General features: G+C 69.7%; 16 protein-coding genes. 10 read left to right on the forward strand and 6 right to left on the reverse strand.

Going from position 1 to position 17,137, the window contains the following annotated elements; all coding sequences use genetic code 11:
• Window positions 1-6: 6 nt before the first annotated feature.
• Together KAK06_RS02945 and KAK06_RS02950 are read left to right on the forward strand one after the other, a co-directional pair.
• Window positions 7-2,184, forward strand: coding sequence for a glycoside hydrolase family 3 N-terminal domain-containing protein (locus KAK06_RS02945; protein ID WP_210800310.1), 2,178 nt, complete (start codon window positions 7-9; stop codon window positions 2,182-2,184).
• Window positions 2,185-2,226: 42 nt separating this feature from the next.
• Window positions 2,227-2,667, forward strand: a complete 441-nt coding sequence (locus KAK06_RS02950; RefSeq protein ID WP_210800311.1) for a YybH family protein — start codon at window positions 2,227-2,229, stop codon at window positions 2,665-2,667.
• A 13-nt stretch (window positions 2,668-2,680) separates the two neighbouring features.
• On the opposite strand, the gene KAK06_RS02955 is transcribed toward KAK06_RS02950, so the two are convergent.
• Window positions 2,681-3,136 (reverse strand): NUDIX domain-containing protein, encoded by a 456-nt coding sequence (locus KAK06_RS02955; protein WP_210800312.1) that lies wholly within the window; start codon window positions 3,134-3,136, stop codon window positions 2,681-2,683.
• A 344-nt stretch (window positions 3,137-3,480) separates the two neighbouring features.
• Between KAK06_RS02955 and KAK06_RS02960 the strand changes: the two genes are divergently transcribed.
• Window positions 3,481-4,263 (forward strand): hypothetical protein, encoded by a 783-nt coding sequence (locus KAK06_RS02960; protein ID WP_210800313.1) that lies wholly within the window; start codon window positions 3,481-3,483, stop codon window positions 4,261-4,263.
• A 176-nt stretch (window positions 4,264-4,439) separates the two neighbouring features.
• On the opposite strand, the gene KAK06_RS02965 is transcribed toward KAK06_RS02960, so the two are convergent.
• Window positions 4,440-5,234 (reverse strand): CsgG/HfaB family protein, encoded by a 795-nt coding sequence (locus KAK06_RS02965; RefSeq protein ID WP_210800314.1) that lies wholly within the window; start codon window positions 5,232-5,234, stop codon window positions 4,440-4,442.
• A gap of 170 nt (window positions 5,235-5,404) precedes the next feature.
• Here KAK06_RS02965 and KAK06_RS02970 point away from each other — a divergent pair, with 170 nt between their 5' ends.
• Complete coding sequence (locus KAK06_RS02970; protein WP_210800315.1) at window positions 5,405-7,141, forward strand: bifunctional diguanylate cyclase/phosphodiesterase; 1,737 nt, start codon at window positions 5,405-5,407, stop codon at window positions 7,139-7,141.
• Between the two features lie 9 nt (window positions 7,142-7,150).
• Here KAK06_RS02970 and KAK06_RS02975 read toward each other — a convergent pair whose 3' ends face one another.
• Window positions 7,151-10,750 (reverse strand): indolepyruvate ferredoxin oxidoreductase family protein, encoded by a 3,600-nt coding sequence (locus tag KAK06_RS02975; protein ID WP_210800316.1) that lies wholly within the window; start codon window positions 10,748-10,750, stop codon window positions 7,151-7,153.
• A 250-nt stretch (window positions 10,751-11,000) separates the two neighbouring features.
• Between KAK06_RS02975 and KAK06_RS02980 the strand changes: the two genes are divergently transcribed.
• Genes KAK06_RS02980 through KAK06_RS02990 form a run of 3 tightly spaced genes read left to right on the forward strand, consistent with a single transcriptional unit; the run spans window position 11,001 to window position 13,838 of the window.
• The gene (locus KAK06_RS02980) at window positions 11,001-12,185 is read left to right on the forward strand and encodes a cation:proton antiporter (protein ID WP_210800317.1); all 1,185 of its coding nucleotides are present in this window, start codon (window positions 11,001-11,003) and stop codon (window positions 12,183-12,185) included.
• 13 nt (window positions 12,186-12,198) lie between these two features.
• Entirely contained in the window at window positions 12,199-13,314 is a 1,116-nt protein-coding gene (locus tag KAK06_RS02985; protein WP_210800318.1) for a YbdK family carboxylate-amine ligase, read from the forward strand.
• A gap of 41 nt (window positions 13,315-13,355) precedes the next feature.
• Window positions 13,356-13,838, forward strand: coding sequence for an Lrp/AsnC family transcriptional regulator (locus KAK06_RS02990; protein WP_210800319.1), 483 nt, complete (start codon window positions 13,356-13,358; stop codon window positions 13,836-13,838).
• On the opposite strand, the gene KAK06_RS02995 is transcribed toward KAK06_RS02990, so the two are convergent.
• The 3 genes from KAK06_RS02995 to KAK06_RS03005 are packed head-to-tail and all read right to left on the reverse strand — an operon-like array spanning window position 13,839 to window position 15,728.
• Entirely contained in the window at window positions 13,839-14,396 is a 558-nt protein-coding gene (locus KAK06_RS02995; protein WP_210800320.1) for a hypothetical protein, read from the reverse strand. It abuts the gene before it with no gap.
• 1 nt (window position 14,397) lies between these two features.
• Window positions 14,398-14,607, reverse strand: coding sequence for a DUF4287 domain-containing protein (locus KAK06_RS03000; RefSeq protein WP_210800321.1), 210 nt, complete (start codon window positions 14,605-14,607; stop codon window positions 14,398-14,400).
• Between the two features lie 35 nt (window positions 14,608-14,642).
• Complete coding sequence (locus KAK06_RS03005; protein WP_210800322.1) at window positions 14,643-15,728, reverse strand: acyltransferase family protein; 1,086 nt, start codon at window positions 15,726-15,728, stop codon at window positions 14,643-14,645.
• Window positions 15,729-15,794: 66 nt separating this feature from the next.
• On the opposite strand from KAK06_RS03005, the gene KAK06_RS03010 reads away from it, so the two are divergent.
• The 3 genes from KAK06_RS03010 to KAK06_RS03020 are packed head-to-tail and all read left to right on the forward strand — an operon-like array spanning window position 15,795 to window position 17,130.
• The gene (locus tag KAK06_RS03010) at window positions 15,795-16,124 is read left to right on the forward strand and encodes an ArsR/SmtB family transcription factor (RefSeq protein WP_210800323.1); all 330 of its coding nucleotides are present in this window, start codon (window positions 15,795-15,797) and stop codon (window positions 16,122-16,124) included.
• A 9-nt stretch (window positions 16,125-16,133) separates the two neighbouring features.
• Window positions 16,134-16,628, forward strand: a complete 495-nt coding sequence (locus KAK06_RS03015; protein WP_210800324.1) for an arsenate reductase ArsC — start codon at window positions 16,134-16,136, stop codon at window positions 16,626-16,628.
• A gap of 1 nt (window position 16,629) precedes the next feature.
• Complete coding sequence (locus KAK06_RS03020; protein ID WP_210800325.1) at window positions 16,630-17,130, forward strand: arsenate reductase ArsC; 501 nt, start codon at window positions 16,630-16,632, stop codon at window positions 17,128-17,130.
• Window positions 17,131-17,137: the final 7 nt, after the last annotated feature.

Consider the following 17,137-nt stretch of genomic DNA (forward strand, 5'->3'; position numbering starts at 1 on the left):
ACGCCCATGAGCGCCACGCTGCCCTACCAAGACCCGTCGCGTCCCATCAGCGCGCGCGTGGCCGACCTGCTGGGTCGCATGACGGTGGACGAGAAGATCGGCCAGCTGATGATGTGGGACGCGCGCGGCGAGGACCTGTCCTTCGTCACCGACCGCCTCGCCGGATCGCTGCTGCACATCCTGGGCGACAAGGCCAACCGGGCGATGGACCTGGCCGCGACCACCCGCCTGGGCATCCCGCTGCTGATCGGCGAAGACGCCATCCACGGCCACTCGTTCTGGCCAGGCGCCACCATCTTCCCCACCCAGCTGGCGCTGGCCTGCAGCTGGAACCCGGCGCTGCTGGAGCAGGTGGCCCGCGTCACCGCGCGCGAGGTGGTGCCCACCGGCATCCACTGGACCTTCTCCCCGGTGCTGTGCCTGAGCCGCGACCTGCGCTGGGGCCGCACCGGCGAGACCTTCGGCGAAGACCCGTGGCTGATCGGCGAGCTGGGCGCGGCGATGATCCGCGGCTACCAGGGCGCCGGCCTGGCCGATCCCGAAGGCATCCTGGCCACCGCCAAGCACTACGCCGGCTACTCCGAGACCCAGGGCGGGCGCGATGCCTCCGAGGCCGACCTCAGCCCGCGCAAGCTGCGCAGCTACTTCCTGCCCCCGTTCCGCCGCGCGGTGCAGGCCGGCGCGATGAGCTTCATGACCGGCTACCAGTCGATCGACGGCGTGCCCTCCACCGCCAACCGCTGGCTGCTGACCGAGGTGTTGAAGGACGAATGGGGCTTTCGCGGCGTCTTGGTGACCGACTGGGACAACGTGGGCCGCCTGGTCCATGAACAGCAGGTCTGCGCCAACCGCGCCGAAGCGGCCGCCGTGGCCCTGAAGGCCGGCAACGATGTGGTGATGGTCACGCCCGACTTCTTCGACGGCGCGCGCGAGGCGCTGGACCGCGGTCTGATCACCCAGGCCCACCTGGACGCCCCCTGCGCGCGCCTGCTGGCACTGAAGTTTGCGATGGGCCTGTTCGAGCAGCCGCGCCGCGCCGACCTGGCCGAGGCCGCGCGCCGCACCGGCTGCGCGGCCCACCGCGCCGTCAACCTGGACGCCGCCCGCCAGAGCCTGGTGCTGCTGGAGAACGACGGCCTGCTGCCGCTGGACCCCGGCGCGCTGCGCTGCATCGCGGTGATCGGGCCGAACGCCGACGACCCGCTGCAGCAGCTGGGCGACTGGTCGCTGGGCTCCTGCCAGCACCCGCCCGAGGCCGGCCAGCACCCGCGCGAGACCATCACCACCGTCCTGGACGGCCTGCGCCAGCTGGCACCGCCCGGCCTGCAGGTGCTGCACGCGCCGGGCTGCCGCATCACCGACGAGGGCACCGAGGGCGTGGCCGCGGCCATGGCGATGGCGGCGCAGGCCGACGTGGTGGTGGCGGTGGTGGGTGACCACCTGAGCCTGGTCGGCGAGACCCTGTCCACCGCCACGCTGGAGCTGCAAGGCGCACAGGTGGCGCTGCTCGATGCGCTGGCGGCCAGCGGGCGCCCCTTCGTGCTGGTGCTGATCAACAGCAAGCCGCTGGTGCTCCCGCGCTCAGCCGGGCAGGCGCGCGCCATCCTGCAGGCCTTCAACCCCGGCATGTGCGGCGGCCAGGCTGTGGCCGAGGCGCTGTTCGGCCAGCTGAACCCCAGCGGCCGCCTGGCGATCTCGATGCCGGTACACGTGGGCCAGCAGCCGGTGTTCTACAGCCAGGTGCGGGGCCAGCACGGCCACCGCTATGCCGACCTGACCCAGGCCCCGCGCTGGCCCTTTGGCCATGGCCTGGGCTACACCCGCTTTGCCTGGCAGGGGGCGCGGCTGGACGCCGGCGAGCTGGCGATTGGTGATCCGGTGACGCTGCGTGTGACGCTGCGCAACGTGGGCGAGCGCCCTGGCGTGGAGGTGGTGCAGGCCTATGTCAGCGACCTGGTCACCTCGGTGACCTGGGTGCAGCGCGCGCTCAAGGGCTGCGCCCGGGTCGAGCTGGCGCCCGGCGAGTCGCGCGAGGTGGTGATCACGCTGCCGCCCGAGGCCTTCATGCTCGTCGACGCCCGGGGCCGCGAGGTGATCGAGCCGGGCGACTTCGAGGTCCAGGTGGGCCCCTCGTCGCGCGAGGAGGATCTGATCCGCCTGCGGCTGACGCTGCGTCGCCGTTGACGGTGATACTGCGGCGTCCAAACACCGTCACCCGCAGGCCCCATGAATGACACCGAGCAGCAGGTGCGCACAGCGCTCGACACCTACCGGTCCGCCGTGTGGTCCAGGAACGCTGAGACCTTCATGCATCTCTACGACGCCGAGGTCCGGGTCTTCGACACCTGGGGAGTCTGGTCCTACGAAGGCGCCGCCGCATGGCGGGTGGCCGTTGAGGGCTGGTTCAGCTCGCTGGGCCACGAGACGGTCCGGGTCAGCTTCGACGACGTGCGCATCGTCGCCAATCCCCACTTCGCCTGCATGAGCGCTGTCGCCCGGTATGCCGCGGTATCGCCCCAGGGCCAGGAACTGCGGTCCATGCAGAACCGCATCACCTGGGTCCTCCGGACCCGTGGCCATGTGCTGCGCATCATCCACGAGCACTCCTCCACCCCCATCGGCTTCGAGGACACCCGGGCCATCATGCAGCGCCCGGATCCGGTGTGAGGTGTCAACAGCCTCACCAGAAGTCCATCGCGCGCAGCGGCAGCAAGCGCGGCGCCGCCCACCCCTGCACACGATCCGCCCAGTAGTCGCCCCGCAGCAGCAGCGGAAAGCAGGTGGACGCGGCCAGCGCTTCGCGCGGCAACCAGGCCGCCTCGCGGATGTGCTCTGCCACCGCCTCAGGCGCATCGGCCGACAGCTGCCCGCCCGTCACCCGGCCGATGAACCAGAACTTGCAGTGCCGCAACCCAGGCTGGTGGAACTCTTCGATATAGGCCAACCGACCCGCCTCGGCCGTGAGCCCGGTCTCCTCCCGCACCTCGCGCTCGGCCGCCTGCGCCAGCGTCTCCAAGCCCTGTACGCCACCCCCTGGCGCGACCCAGAAGTCGTAGCGGCCGGGAAGGACATGGCGGACCATCAGCAACTGGTCGTTCTGTTCGATGAGAAGGCCGGCGGAGAGGCGGTGGTGCATGGGGGGAGTGTCGCAGGAGGGGGCTGTGCAGCGGGTGCAGCCGACCGGCTGACATGCCCATGGTCAGAGTGCTGACTCCTGGGTCCGTCACCGACGAATGCACGCCTGCCGGTTGGTAAGTTCAGTTTGCAATTGGGCGACAAATGACGCTCACGCAGGAGCGAGGCTGGTAGCGCATTCAGTCGCTGAGCCACAGGCAAGACATCGCCGCGCGAACCTAAACAGTATTCGAATCGATGCAGCGGTTACAGCGGACATCCTACAGATTGTGGTTGGCGAGCGGTTATGCGTACCGAACAATGCCGACGGGGAAAAACTGCCGCCAACGGAAATGGGAGGAAGACATGAGCGTCATCACCTACCGCATCAAGCCCGATACCGGCGCGCAGCAGGTCGCCTGGACCATGGCCGGTGCGTTGATATTCGGTATCGCCGCGATCTACTTCGGCCACTCTGACAGCTCGAAGGCAATTTGGCACAGCCTGATGTGGGCGGGCGCCTGGAGCTCGGTAGGCTGGTTTTTGGGCTTCCTCTTCGGCATCCCACGCTTCCTGTCAACCGACACCGCCAGGACGCCCGATGCTGTCGGCCTCGAAGGTGCGACAAAGACCTTGGAGGAAGCTGATGCCGCCGCGAAGCGCCTGCGCGAGGTTGCCAACAAAGCCGCGCAGGACAAGATCGCGGCTAACGCCGGCACCGATGAGAGCGCGAAGGCCGATATGGTCTCTACCGAGAAGACGGCCAGGGAAGCCGCCGACAGGGCCGAGATCGAGGTCAGCGACGCCAAGCAGAGGCTGGCAGAACTCAGACCCAAAGGAAGCAAGGCGGCGGGATCGTCACTGTCGGTCAATACCAACCTTGAGCAGATTTCCGACTGGCTGACGAAGATCATCGTCGGCGTTTCGCTCGTCGAAGCCGATACGCTGCTGATTAAGATGCAAGCCGCCGCCGCCTTCATGGCGAAGTCCATGGGGAACGCTGAAGACAGCGCTCCAGCCGAGTCGCTGGCGCTGGCGCTTCTGGTGTACTTCCTCGCTACCGGCCTACTTGGCAGCTACCTGCTGACCCGGCTATTCCTGCAGGAGGCGCTCAACAGGGCGGCCACCGACGGTGCAGTGCCAAACTGATGAGTGACGTGCGAGTGGCAGGGGTTCAACGGGCAGGCGCGGCATGATCCCCGAAGGTTTGGGGGCCACGGGATTACCAACGGCAGCGACATGTCATAAGGGTGACTCAACTCCAGGCCGCCAATGGCAGACATTGACTGCCGGCTGAGGTGCCAAAGCTCTCACGCCCTGCGACATCAAGACTTCGTCTTCACCCCCGCCGGCAAGTCCTTCGCCTCCAAGATCCTCAACTGCCCCACCAACGCGTTGTGCGCGTCCAGAAACGCCGCCGCGATCACCTTGCCCTCGTTGGTGTTGCTCCAGCCCAGCGCGCCGATGCCGCCGCCTGGGCCGGCGACCAGGCCGCCCAGGCCCAGGTCGGTGGTGCGGGCTGAGCCGGTGGCGGACGAGAGTTGCTCGGTGGTCTCGTTGTCGGTGAGCAGCAGCACCACCTGGGCTTCCTTGATGCGCACCTGTTCGGCGGCGCCGGCCAGCTTGTTGAGCACCGGGATCATGGCCAGGATGCCGCCGATCTGGCGGCCGGCGTCCTGTTCCGAGAAGACCAGGCTGGGCACCACGCTGTACTGGGCCATAAGGCCGCGGCCTTTCTTGACGTCGCCGTCGGCGCGCAGCACGCCTTCGTCCTTCAGCTCCTGCTCGCGCTTGGTGGCTTTCAGGCCGGCGTTGCGGTCGACGATGCGAAAGCAGCCGCTTTGCTGCATCACCACGCGCACCAGCGGCAGCGGCGATTCCGGCAGGCCGCCGCGGCCGATGCCGATGTAGCCGTTCTGGTTTTCTTCCAGCGCCACCACGGCGATGGGGGCGTCGCACTTCTGCAGCTGGCGCGCGGCATTCTGCGAGCCCGTGGGGCCGCCGCTGCCGCTGACGATCGAGCCGCCCTGGCCCAGTTCGACGCCCTGCTTGCCGCAGCCGGCCAGTGCAAGGATGAGGCTGGCGGCCAGTGCGGCGCGCCCGATGTGGCGAGATGGCATGGTGACTCCCTGTGCGTGGCGGGCGCCTGGGCGGCGTCTCTGTGCAACGGCAACGAATGTATCAGCTGGCGCAGCCCGCTCAACTGTCTGCCGCAGCGGTCGATATCCCGCCCATCCCCCAGCACCGCGGACCTTGGCCGGCCGTGGCCCGGTGGTGGGGGGCACTGCACATGATCAAGGGCCTACTCGATCCCGGTCAGGGACTCAACAGCATCCGCTGGCGCTTTGCGCTGGCCGGTGGGCTGCTGGGCGCGCTGGCCAGCCTGGGCGCCGTCCTCGCGCTCGGGCCGACGGCAGACACGGCGCGGATCTGGGCGGTGGTGTGCGTGGCGGCGCTGGCCGTGGGTGCCGCCATCTACTGGATGGCCAGCCGGCTGACCAGCCTGGTCGATGCGCTGCAGCGCAGCACCGAGGCGATCGCCGACGGCGACTTCGCGGCGCCGGTGGAGGTGGACTGCGCCTGCGAGATCGGTGGCCTGGCCAACAGTTTCCGGCGCATGCGCACGCGGCTCAATGACAACGTGTTGCGCATCAACCTGCTGGCCTACACCGATCCGATCACCCGTCTGCCCAACCGCAGCGTGGTGGACCGGCTGCTGAACTTTGCGCTCGACCCGGCGCGCCGCGAGGCCTTCCGCGCCGCGATCATCTTCATCGATCTGGACGGCTTCAAGCGGGTCAACGACACGCTGGGCCATGCCGGTGGCGATGCGCTGCTGGCCCAGGCCGCCGAGCGCCTGCTGCAGCAGGGCCTGGGGCGCGACCTGCACACCATCGACACCTGCCTGGACGCCTTTGGCACCCCCTGCGACCGGCTGCCCAACGACGTCGTCTTCGCCCGCTTCGCCGGCGACGAGTTCGTGGCCATTCTGCCGGGCACCACCGATCGCGCCGCGCTGGCCCAGATCGGCGAGCGCATCGTGCGCTCGCTGGCCACGCCCTTCAGCATCCAGGGCCAGGACGTGATGGTGGGCGCCAGCCTGGGCATTGCGATCACGCCGGACGACTCGGTCGACCCGAAGGAGATCCTGGCCTTTGCCGACCTGGCGATGTATGGCTCCAAGCAGGCAGGCAAGTCGCGCTACCAGTTCTTTGACCAGCAGGCGCGCCAGGCCCTGCTGGAGGCCACCCGCATCGAGGCCGAGCTGCGCACCGCGCTGGAGCAGGGGCAGCTGTGCCTGCACTTCCAGCCCAAGTTCCAGCTGCACGATGGCCAACTCAGTGGCGTTGAGGCGCTGGTGCGCTGGCAGCATCCCACCCGCGGGCTGCTGCTGCCGGGCGCCTTCATCGACATTGCCGAGCGCTGCGGCCTGATGGGCGAGCTCGGACGCCAGGTGCTGTCCATGGCGGTGGCGCAGTGCGCGCAATGGCAGGCGCAGGGGCGGTTGCTGAACGTGGCGGTCAATGTGTCGCCATCGCAGTTTTCCGACCCGCATTTCTGCACCGAGGTGCTCGAGGCGATCGCGCAGGCGGGCATCCCGGCCGAGCTGCTGTCGATCGAGATCACCGAGTCGATGGCGATGACCGACTTTGCCGCCACGGCGGCGCGCCTGGCCCGCCTGCGCGCCGCCGGCGTGATGATCGCGCTGGATGATTTCGGTATCGGTTTCTCGAACCTGTCGCAGCTCTCGCGTCTGCCGCTGGACATTCTGAAGGTGGATCGCTCGCTGGTCAGCGCACTGGGCACCGACCACCGCGCCGACGCCATCGTGCGGGCCATCATCGGCATGGCGCATGCGCTGAGCTGCCGCGTCATCGCCGAGGGCATCGAGACCGAGGCCCAGCGCGACCATGTACGCGCCCTGGGCTGCGACTGCGGCCAGGGCTTCCTGCTTGGCCGCCCGGTGCCGGCCGATGCACTCGCCGCGCCAGCCACACGCCGGGACGCAGCGGTCGCCGTGGCCTGAAGCGGCCGATCAGCCGCTGACCACCGCAATCCCGCGGATCTGGCCCGCTGCGGCCGGCCCCTGCGGCTGCGGGTAGCGCTGCGGGTCCCAGCGGTGCATCAGCTCGGCTTCGCGGGCGCGGGCCAGCGCCAGGTTGGCCAGCTTCACATGGCCGAAGCCGCGCACCTGTTGCGGCAGCGCGGCGATCTGCTGCGCCAGCGCCAGCCGGTCGGCGTTCAGACCCGCGGCCAATTCGTCCAGGCGCTGTTCGAAGGCGCTGATCAGCGCCCGCTCCATGCGCCGCTCCTCGGTGCGGCCGAACACGTCCAGCGCACTGCCGCGCAGGCCGCGCAGGCCGGCCAGCACCCGCATCGCGCTGCGCAGCCAGGGGCCCATGACGATCTTGCGCGGCGCGACGCCGCCGCGTGGCGGGCGTAGCAGCGGCGGGGCCATGTGGAATGCCAGCTGCAGATCGCCGTCGAACTGCTCGCGCAGGGCGGCCTCGAAGCCGGGGTCGCTGTACAGGCGCGCCACCTCGTACTCGTCCTTGTAGCTCATCAGCCGGGCCAGGCTGGTGGCGGCGGTGCGGGTCAGCGGCAGCGCGGGGTCGCGGCCCAGGCCCGCTTCGGCGGCGCGCAGCCGGGCGATGCGGTCGCGGAAGCGCGCGGCCCAGGCGGGGTTTTGCCAGGCGCTCAGCTGCGCTTCCAGACGGGTCAGCAGCACGTCCAGCGCCTCGTTCAGCGGCGCGGCGGCGGGCGCAGCGCGCAGCGCCGCCAAGGCCGCGGGATCGGCAGCGGCCAGGCGGCCCAGGCCGAAGGCGCGCAGATTGGCCTCCACCGCCACGCCGTTCAAACGAATGGCGTGGGTCAGCGCGTCCAGGCTCACCGGCACCAGGCCGCGCTGCCAGGCCCAGCCCATGGCCAGGATGTTGCTGGTCATGGTGTCGCCCAGGAACTCTTCGGCCAGGCTTTGTGCGTCAAAGGTCTCGACGCGCTCGTCGCCAGCGGCAAAGCGCATCTTCTCGAGCAGCGCGTCGATCTGCAGTGAGGCATCGGGCACGCGCAGCGACTCGGCCACCGGCACCGGGTGGGTGTTGGCCAGGATGCGGGTGCGGCCGTGGCGCACGGTTTGCAGCGCGTCGGCGCTGGCGCCCACCACCAGGTCGCAGGCCAGCAGGGCGTCGGCCTGTTGGGTGTCGATGCGCACCTGGTGCAGGCGCTCTGGCGTGTCGGCCAGGCGCACGAAGCTCAGCACCGAGCCGCCCTTCTGCGCAAAGCCCATGAAGTCGAGCACGCTGGCGCGGTGGCCCTGCAGGTGCGCCGCCATGGCGATGACGGCGCCCACCGTGACCACACCGGTGCCGCCCACGCCGGTGACCAGCAGGTCCCAGGGGCCGGTCCAGGTGTGGGCGGCGGGCTGGGGCAGGGCGGCCACGCGCGCATCGAAGGCCGCGGGGTCTGCCGCAATCGCCCCGCTGCGTTTGCGCAGCGTGCCGCCGCTGACGCTGACAAAGCTGGGGCAGAAGCCCTTGGCGCAGCTGTAGTCCTTGTTGCAGGCGGTCTGGTCGATGCGGCGTTTGCGGCCCTGCGGGGTCTCGTGCGGCAGCACGGCCACGCAGTTGCTCTGCACGGTGCAGTCGCCGCAGCCCTCGCAGACCGCGTCGTAGATGAACAGGCGCTTGGGCGGATCGGCCAGCTTGCCCTGCTTGCGACGTCGGCGCTTCTCGGCCGCGCAGGTCTGCTCGTAGATCAGCACGGTGACGCCGGCCACCTCGCGCAGCTCGCGCTGCACCGCATCCAGCGCCTCGCGCGGGTGAAACTGCGTGCCGGCGGGGAATCGGCCCTTGATCGCGTCGTACTTGCCGATGTCGTCGCTGACCACCACCACGCGCTTCACGCCCTCGCTCTCCACCTGGCGGGCGATCGCGTCCACGGTGATGATGCCGTCCACCGGCTGGCCGCCGGTCATGGCCACCGCGTCGTTGAACAGGATCTTGTAGGTCAGCGTGGCCTGGGCGGCCACGGCCTGGCGGATCGCCAGGTAGCCCGAGTGGTAGTAGGTGCCGTCGCCCAGGTTCTGGAAGACGTGCGGTGTCCTGGTGAACATCGCATGCGAGACCCAGTCCACGCCCTCGCCGCCCATCTGGATCAGGCCGGCGGTGCTGCGGTCCATCCAGTTGGCCATGAAGTGGCAGCCGATGCCGGCGCGCGCCGTGCTGCCTTCCGGCACGCGGGTCGAGGTGTTGTGCGGGCAGCCGGCGCAGAAGTAGGGCAGGCGCTTGACGCTGTCGCCCGCGTTGGACAGCAGCGCGGGCGGCGTGAAGTCATGGACGTGCGGCAGCAGATGGCGCAGGTGGTTGCGGAAGGTCTCCTGGCGCGGGAAGTGTTCGGCAAACCAGTGCGCGACGATCTCGATCAGGCGCGAGGGCCGCAGCTCGCCCAGCGCCGACACCAGCGGCTTGCCCTGGCGGTCGTGCTTGCCCACGATCACCGGCCGAGCGTGGCTGGGCGCGTTGTAGAACAGCTCCTTGAGCTGCTGCTCGACGATCGCGCCCTTTTCCTCGATGACCAGGATCTCCTTCAGACCGCGCGCGAAGTGGCGCAGGCGTGTGGTCTCCAGCGGCCAGGACAGGCCCACCTTGTAGAGGCGCACGCCGGCCTCGGCCAGCATCGTGGGGCTGATCTCCAGGCGGCGCAGCACCTCCATCAGGTCGTGGTGGGCCTTGCCGCAGGTGACGATGCCCACGGTGGCGTCGACGCTGGCGATGACCTCGCGGTCGATGGTGTTGACGCGCGCGAACGCGGCCACCGCGGCCAGCTTGTCGGCCAGGCGCGACTCAATGCGCAGCGAGGGCAGGTCGGGCCAGCGGTAGTGCAGGCCATCGGGCGGCGGCTGGTGGCCGGTCATCGCGCGCACGGTGTCGGCGTCCACCCAGGCGGCGCGGCGCGCGGCGATCAGGTCCAGGTCCACCGTGCCGGCGCTCTCCACCACTTCCGACAGCGCGGTCAGCCCCACCCAGGCGCCGCTGTAGCGCGACAGCGCCCAGCCATACAGGCCGAACTCGACGATCTCGGCCACATCGGCGGGGGCCACGATCGGCATCTGCCAGCCGATCATCGCGTGCTCGCTCTGGTGCGGCATGCTCGACGACACGCAGCCGTGGTCATCACCGGCCACCACCAGCACGCCGCCCAGCGGCGAGCTGCCATAGGCGTTGCCGTGCTTGAGCGCGTCGGCGGCGCGGTCCACGCCGGGGCCCTTGCCGTACCACAGCGCGAACACGCCCTCGACGGTGCGCTCGGGGTCGCTCTGCACGCGCTGGGTGCCCAGCACCTGGGTGGCGGCCAGCTCCTCGTTGATCGCCGGCACGAAGCGGATGCCGGCGTCCTGCAGCGTGCGCCCGGCCTTCCACACCGCCTGGTCGACCATGCCCAGCGGCGAGCCGCGGTAGCCGCTGATGAAACCGGCGGTGTTCAGCCCAGCGGCCGCGTCGGCCTGGCGCTGCATGTGCAGCAGCCGCACCAGGGCCTGGGTGCCGCTGAAGAAGACGGTGCCACTCGGGGCCCACAGGCCGTCGGGCAGCTGGTAGTCGGGGCGAGCAAGCGCAGGGGTGGGCATCGGGCGGTCCATGGCGAGATCCTGAGGCCGGGGTGGGGGAATGATCTTCCTGGCTGGTTCGGGATCAACCCTGGGTTATCGCTGATTTGTTTCTGTACTTGTCGAATATGGAGAAGCTCATTCTCCTTCTGCAGGCGGATGCGGGTCTGAATTCCGGATTCCGGCGACTTCAGGGTAATCCCGGTCTGGTGATGAATTACATTGGTACCAATGTAATTGGCTCGTGGGACGTTCCGGCCAAGCGCCGGAGGAACGGAAGAAGATGGATCTGATGCACGTGCTGTCGTCGCTGGCCTGGCCGGTGGCCATCGGCCTGGGCTGGGTGGTGGGCGAGATCGTCTACCGCGCTTGGGGCGTGCCGCGCGTGGCGGCCTATGGCCTGCTGGGCTTCGTGCTGGGTGGCACGCAGCTGGGCTGGCTGGGTGATGCGCACCAGACGGATCTGCTGTGGTTGGTGCACGTGGCCTTCGGCTTGACGCTGTTCGAGTTCGGTTTTCGCATCAACCTGAACTGGCTGTGGCGCAATCCGGGCTTCACGCTGCAGGTGGTGGTCGAGGCCGCGCTGATCTTTCTGCTGGTGTGGCTGGCCTGCGGGCTGCTGGGCATGGATCCGCTGGTGTCGTGGATGGTGGCAGCGCTGGCCGCCAGCGGGTCGCCTGCTGGGCTGATGCGGGTGGTCAATGAGGGACGCGCCTCGGGCATCGTCACCGAGCGCTCGCTGCATGCGTCGGCCGTGCAGTGCGTGATCGCGGTGCTGCTGTTCAAGCTGGCGGCCGGCGCCTGGACGCTCAGCAGCCTGGGCGACTGGGGCCAGGCGCTGTGGAACAGCTTCGTGATGCTGCTCGGCTCGGCCGCGCTGGGGGTGCTGTTCGGCGTGTTCCTGCCCTGGCTGATCCACCGCCTGGGGCCGCCGGTGCCCGACACCACGCTGCCCTTCGCGATCGCGGTGATGCTGCTGGTCTCGGTGACGCTGGCCTGGAAGCTCTCCCCCGTGCTGGCCACGCTGGTTTTCGGCCTGATGGCGCGCCATCGGCGCATCGGCCTGACCAGCGCGCAGCGCAATTTCGGTGCGCTGGGTGATGTGATGGCGGTGCTGCTGTTCATCTTCGCCGGCGCGGCGCTGGACGGCGCGCAGGTGCTGCAGGGCTGGTGGATCGGCCTGCTGATCGTGGGCCTGCGCCTGGGCGTGAAACTGGGCGTGGCCTGGGTGGGCGCGCGCAGTGACGGCATGGGCCGCGACAAGGCGCTGCTCGCCGGGGTGGCGTCGACGCCGATCTCGGTCTTCGTGATTCTGCTGCTGGAGCAGGCACGGGTGATGGGGCTGGACGTGCTGGGCGTGGTGGCGCCGCTGGCGGCTGCCACCTGGCTGCTGGAAATCGCCGGCCCGGCCCTGACCCGCTGGGCGCTCAAGCGCGCCAACGAACTGGCCCCGCCCGAGGGCCGCTGAACCGGAGCCTGCCATGCCCCTGCCAAGCTTTGCCACCTCGCGCGCCCTGAGCCTGGGCGTGGAGCTGGAGCTGCAACTGGTCAGCCTGAGCGACCATGACCTGGTCAGCGCCAGCCCGGACATGCTGACGCTGCTGCGCGAGGACCCGCCGCCGGGCCAGGTGGTGCCCGAGATCACGCAAAGCATGATCGAGGTCTCCACCAGCATCCACCACGAGCACGGCAGCCTGCTGCTCGAGCTGCAGCGCATCCGCGACCGGCTGGTGGCGGTGGGCGACCGCATCAATGTGGGCGTTTGCGGCGGCGGCACGCACCCGTTCCAGCAGTGGAGCGAGCGGCGCATCTTCGACAAGCCGCGCTTTCTGGAGGTGTCGGCGCTGTATGGCTACCTGGCCAAGCAGTTCACGGTCTTCGGCCAGCATGTGCACGTGGGCTGCGCCAGCGGCGACGACGCGCTGTACCTGCTGCATGCGCTGTCGCGCTACGTGCCGCACTTCATTGCGCTGTCGGCCTCGTCGCCCTTCGTGCAGCGGCACGACACGCTGTTCCACTCGTCGCGGCTGAACGCCGTGAATGCGTTCCCGCTCAGTGGGCGCGCGCCCTTCGAGCTGTCGTGGCAGGGATTTGTGGACGGCTACTTCGCGGCGATGGAGCGCACCGGCATTGTCTCGAGCATGAAGGACTTCTACTGGGACATCCGGCCCAAGCCCGAGTACGGCACGATCGAGCTGAGGGTGTGCGACACGCCGCTGAGCGTGGAGCACGCCGCCGCGCTGGCGGCCTATCTGCAGTGCCTGTGCCTGCACCTGCTGGAGCGGCGCGAAAACCCGCCGCGCGAGAGCGACTACCTGGTCTACGGCTACAACCGCTTCCAGGCCTGCCGCTTCGGGCTGGACGGCGTGATCGTCGACCCGCGCGATGCGGTCCAGCGGCCCTTGCGCAGCGACATCGCTGACACCCTGGCTCGGCTGCGCACCGAGGCCCATGACCTGGGCGCGATGGCCGCACTGGACCACATCGAACGCGTGCTGGCCGGCCAGGGCGACGCCCAGCGCCTGCGCGAGCGCGCCCGCCAGGCCGGCTGCGCCGAGGCCATGGTCGACCTTGCGCTGCAGCAGTTCCGTGCGTGAGGCGCGGGCCTACACTGGGGCATCGTCATCGTGAGACCGCCGTGGCCCGCAACGCCCCCTCCCTCGACCGCTACAGCCTGCGCATCCTGGCCGAACTGCAGCGTGACTCGCGCCAGACCGTGCAGCAGCTGGCCGAGCGTGTCGGCCTGTCGTCCACGCCCTGCTGGAAACGGGTCAAGGAGATGGAAGCCGCCGGCGTGATCCGCGGCTACACCGCGCTGGTCGACCGCGAGAAGGTGGGTCTGGGCCTGGCGGTGGTGGTGGAGGTCAACCTGGGCGAACACGCCGAAGCCGTGGTGCAGCGCTTCGAGCAGGAAGTGGCCGCATGCCCGGCCATCGTGCGCTGCCTGGCCACCACCGGCCAGAGCGACTACATCATGACCGTGCTGGTGGCCGATGTGGCCTCGTACGAGCGCTTCCTGCACGACACCCTGTTCAAGCTGCCGGGTGTGGCGCATGTGCGCTCGGCCATCGTGCTGAAGGAAGTGAAGGCGGTGGTGGCCCTGCCAGTGGAGGCCGGCTGATCACTCGATGACCAACTGCCGCAGCCAGCGCGCGCCCGCTGGCACCTCGTGGCGCTGCGCCGGGCCGAAGGGCGGCACGTCCAGCCGCGTCGGTGGCGCGCCGATGGCGTTGAGGTCCACGGCCTGCGGTGTGCCCACCAGCGTGTTGCCCTGCTCGCGCAACGCGAAGTACAGGCCGTTCCACAGCTTGGCGCCAAACTCGGCCGGGCTCTTGTGCAGGAACAGCAGGCTGTGCTCCAGCCAGGCCAGCTGCCCCGGCGCCACCGTGCCGGGCTGCGCGTAGGGGTAGGGCACCTGGCAGCTGATCTCGGGGCCGCCGGGCAGGCACTTGAACTCGCGCATCGACAGGAAATGGTCGGTGAAGGCTTCGTGGCGCCAGCGGATGCTGAACTGGCGCGTGTCGCCTGACGCGGGCGTGAAGGTGATGGTGCCGATCGGGGTGCGCTGGCCATCGCCGGTGATCGCCAGCAGGGTTTTGGTGCCGCTGTAATCGAAGGCTCCCGCGGCCGATGTGGCAGCGCACAGCAGCATGGCGATCCAGCGTGACGGGCGGGTCATCTCAGCGCCCCGCCATGAAGTGCGCCACCAGTGCATTGGCGTGGCCGTGGCCCAGGCCGTGTTGGCTCTTGAGCAGCGCCACCAGTTCCATGTGCTTCATCGGGCCGGCTGCACGCAGCACGCCCAGCCAATGCTCGACGGGCTGTCCATAGGTCTTCTCGATCGAGGGGAAGTAGGACGCTGGGCCTTTGAGCTTGGCGTTGTCGGGCATGGGGGGCTCCACCAGATGGAAGGCCGAGTATCGGCTCAAGCGGGCCGGTCGCGCCAGCGCAGCGCGGGCCGCTCGACCAGCGCGTACATCGCCGCGCCGGCCACCAGTGCCGCCGCGCCATAGACACTGAAGGCCAGCAGCCCGCGGCCCTGCAGCGCGGTACCCCAGTGCCACTGCACCAGGTGATAGGCCGGCTTGTGCACCAGGTACAGGCTGTAGGAGACCGCGGCCAAGGCGCCCGCACCGGGAACGCACCAGCGACCGATCAGGCTGTCGCGCCCGGCGCCGGCAAACACCAGTGCGGCCAGCGCCACCGACAGCAGCGGCCAGCCCAGGCTGACACCCAGCAGGCTGACGCGCTCCTGCAGCACCCAGAACGCCACGCCCAGGCCGGCCGCGCCCCCCAGCGCCGCCAGATCGGCCCAGCGCCGTGCGCGCTGCCACCAGACCGGCCGGCATTGCTGCACCGCGGCCAGCGCCACGCCGCACAGCAGGCCGTCGAGCCGGCACCAGCTGGGGTAGTACAGGTCCTCCAGGAACCAGTTGCGCGTCAGGTCCGGGTCGGTGGCGGTGCCGTGCTGGAACAGCGCCGCGCGCAGCACCATGGCACCCAGCAGCAGGCCCAGGCCCAGCGCCCACGCGCTGCGCGCCGATCCCCAGCGCCACAGGCCCAGCGCGATCAGCGGGAACAGGGCGTAGAAATGCTCCTCCACGCACAAGGACCAGGCATGCGAGAAGGCCTGGTTCACGCTGTAGTCGATCGTCAGGTTGACGGTGAAGCTCAGGAACTTCCAGGCCGGCTCCAGGCCCGGCGCCTCGCGCCAGCCGGGCCAGCTCAAGTAGAGCAGCAGCGTCGCCAGGTAGGCCGGCAGGATGCGCCAGGCCCGGCGCCGGTAGAAGCCCGCCAGCGACAGCCGCTCACCGCGCTGCAGGACCGCCAGCACCTGCCCGCCGATCAGGTAGCCGCTGAGCACGAAGAACAGATCCACCCCCATCCAGCCGTGGCGCGACAGCCAGGACCAGTCCGGTCCCAGTCCGCCGACGATCCACGAATGGAACAGCATCACCCAGACGATGGCCACGGCGCGCAGCAGGTCGAGTCCGGGCAGGGCGTGGGGCATGGCCCGCGATTGTGGCGGTGCGGGGGCTGTCACCGAACCGTCAAACATTTTCACGATAATGGAAGGATGGAAAACAAAGACGCCGCGCACCTCCTGGCTGCGCTGGGCCAGCCGCACCGGCTGGCCGTGTTCCGTGCGCTGGTGGTGGCCGGGCCCGACGGGCTGACACCCGGCGTGCTGGCCGAACAACTGGGCCTGCCGCCGGCCACCTTGTCCTTTCACCTGAAGGCGCTGACCCACGCCGGCCTGGTCGATGCCACGCGCGATGGCCGACACCTGGTCTACCGCGCTGATTTCACCCGCATGAACGCGCTGCTCGCCTTCCTGACCGCCAGCTGCTGTGCCGGCCAGCCCTGCGAGCTCAGCACGGCGGCAACCCTCTCCTGTTCCTGCTGAGGTCCTGCCATGTCCGATGCCCCCTACCAGGTGCTGTTCATCTGCACCGGCAACTCCGCCCGCTCCATCATGGCCGAGGCGCTGCTGGCCCACCTGGGCGGTGGCCGCTTCGTCGCCCATTCGGCGGGCAGTCACCCGACCGGCCAGGTGCACCCGCTGGCGCTGGCCACGCTGGCCGAGCTGGGCGTGCCCCAGCAGGGTCTGCGTTCCAAGTCCTGGGACGAGTTTGCCGGGCCCCAGGCCCCGGTGCTGGACTTCACCTTCACCGTCTGCGACCGCGCGGCCGGTGAGACCTGCCCGCTGTGGCCGGGCCAGCCGATGACGGCGCATTGGGGCGTTGAGGACCCCGCCGCGCCCGATGACGACGCCCAGCGCCAGCGGCGCCGCTTCCTGGAGGTGGCGCTGGTGCTCAAGCGACGCATCGAATTGCTGCTGGCCCTGCCCATCGCTTCGCTGGCCCCCCTGTCCCTGCAACACGAGATCCGAGCCATCGGACAACACTGAGATGACCACCCACGTCCTGATCCTGTGCACCCACAACTCGGCCCGCAGCGTGCTGTCCGAAGGCATGCTCAACCACCTGGCCGCCCAGCGCGGCGCTGATGTGCGCGCCCACAGCGCCGGCAGCGCGCCCAGCGGCCGCATCAACCCGTATGCGCTGCAGGCGCTGCAGGCGGCGGGGGTGGATACCGCCGGCTACCGCAGCAAGAGCTGGGACGAGTTCACAGGCCCCGAGGCGCCGCCGCTGTCGATCGTCATCACGGTGTGCGACAGCGCCGCGGCCGAGACCTGCCCGGTGTTCTTCGGCGGGCCCGGCCAGCAGCCGCTGAAGGTGCACTGGGGCTACCCCGATCCGTCCAACGCCGCCGAGGCCGACAAGCCCCGCGCCTTCGAACTGACGCGCCAGGCCATCGGCTACAAGATGCTGCAACTGCTGGACTTGCCGTTGGCCACACTGCCGCGGCCCGAGCTGCAGGCGGCCTTCGAGCGCATCGCGCGCAGCTGAGCGGGAG

The sequence above is a fragment of the Ideonella aquatica genome (genome assembly GCF_018069755.1).
Classification (GTDB): Bacteria; Pseudomonadota; Gammaproteobacteria; order Burkholderiales; family Burkholderiaceae_C; genus Ideonella; species Ideonella aquatica.

What these genes read in the sequence shown, in the direction of transcription:
- KAK06_RS02975 (WP_210800316.1), bottom strand. Translation starts at nt 10,750, where the DNA reads ATGGACCGCCCGATGCCCACCCCTGCGCTTGCTCGCCCCGACTACCAG.
- KAK06_RS03015 (WP_210800324.1), top strand. Translation starts at nt 16,134, where the DNA reads ATGTCCGATGCCCCCTACCAGGTGCTGTTCATCTGCACCGGCAACTCC.
- KAK06_RS02970 (WP_210800315.1), top strand. Translation starts at nt 5,405, where the DNA reads ATGATCAAGGGCCTACTCGATCCCGGTCAGGGACTCAACAGCATCCGC.
- KAK06_RS02965 (WP_210800314.1), bottom strand. Translation starts at nt 5,234, where the DNA reads ATGCCATCTCGCCACATCGGGCGCGCCGCACTGGCCGCCAGCCTCATC.
- KAK06_RS03000 (WP_210800321.1), bottom strand. Translation starts at nt 14,607, where the DNA reads ATGCCCGACAACGCCAAGCTCAAAGGCCCAGCGTCCTACTTCCCCTCG.
- KAK06_RS02985 (WP_210800318.1), top strand. Translation starts at nt 12,199, where the DNA reads ATGCCCCTGCCAAGCTTTGCCACCTCGCGCGCCCTGAGCCTGGGCGTG.
- KAK06_RS02955 (WP_210800312.1), bottom strand. Translation starts at nt 3,136, where the DNA reads ATGCACCACCGCCTCTCCGCCGGCCTTCTCATCGAACAGAACGACCAG.
- KAK06_RS03005 (WP_210800322.1), bottom strand. Translation starts at nt 15,728, where the DNA reads ATGCCCCACGCCCTGCCCGGACTCGACCTGCTGCGCGCCGTGGCCATC.
- KAK06_RS02945 (WP_210800310.1), top strand. Translation starts at nt 7, where the DNA reads ATGAGCGCCACGCTGCCCTACCAAGACCCGTCGCGTCCCATCAGCGCG.
- KAK06_RS03020 (WP_210800325.1), top strand. Translation starts at nt 16,630, where the DNA reads ATGACCACCCACGTCCTGATCCTGTGCACCCACAACTCGGCCCGCAGC.
- KAK06_RS02995 (WP_210800320.1), bottom strand. Translation starts at nt 14,396, where the DNA reads ATGACCCGCCCGTCACGCTGGATCGCCATGCTGCTGTGCGCTGCCACA.
- KAK06_RS02960 (WP_210800313.1), top strand. Translation starts at nt 3,481, where the DNA reads ATGAGCGTCATCACCTACCGCATCAAGCCCGATACCGGCGCGCAGCAG.
- KAK06_RS03010 (WP_210800323.1), top strand. Translation starts at nt 15,795, where the DNA reads ATGGAAAACAAAGACGCCGCGCACCTCCTGGCTGCGCTGGGCCAGCCG.
- KAK06_RS02980 (WP_210800317.1), top strand. Translation starts at nt 11,001, where the DNA reads ATGGATCTGATGCACGTGCTGTCGTCGCTGGCCTGGCCGGTGGCCATC.
- KAK06_RS02950 (WP_210800311.1), top strand. Translation starts at nt 2,227, where the DNA reads ATGAATGACACCGAGCAGCAGGTGCGCACAGCGCTCGACACCTACCGG.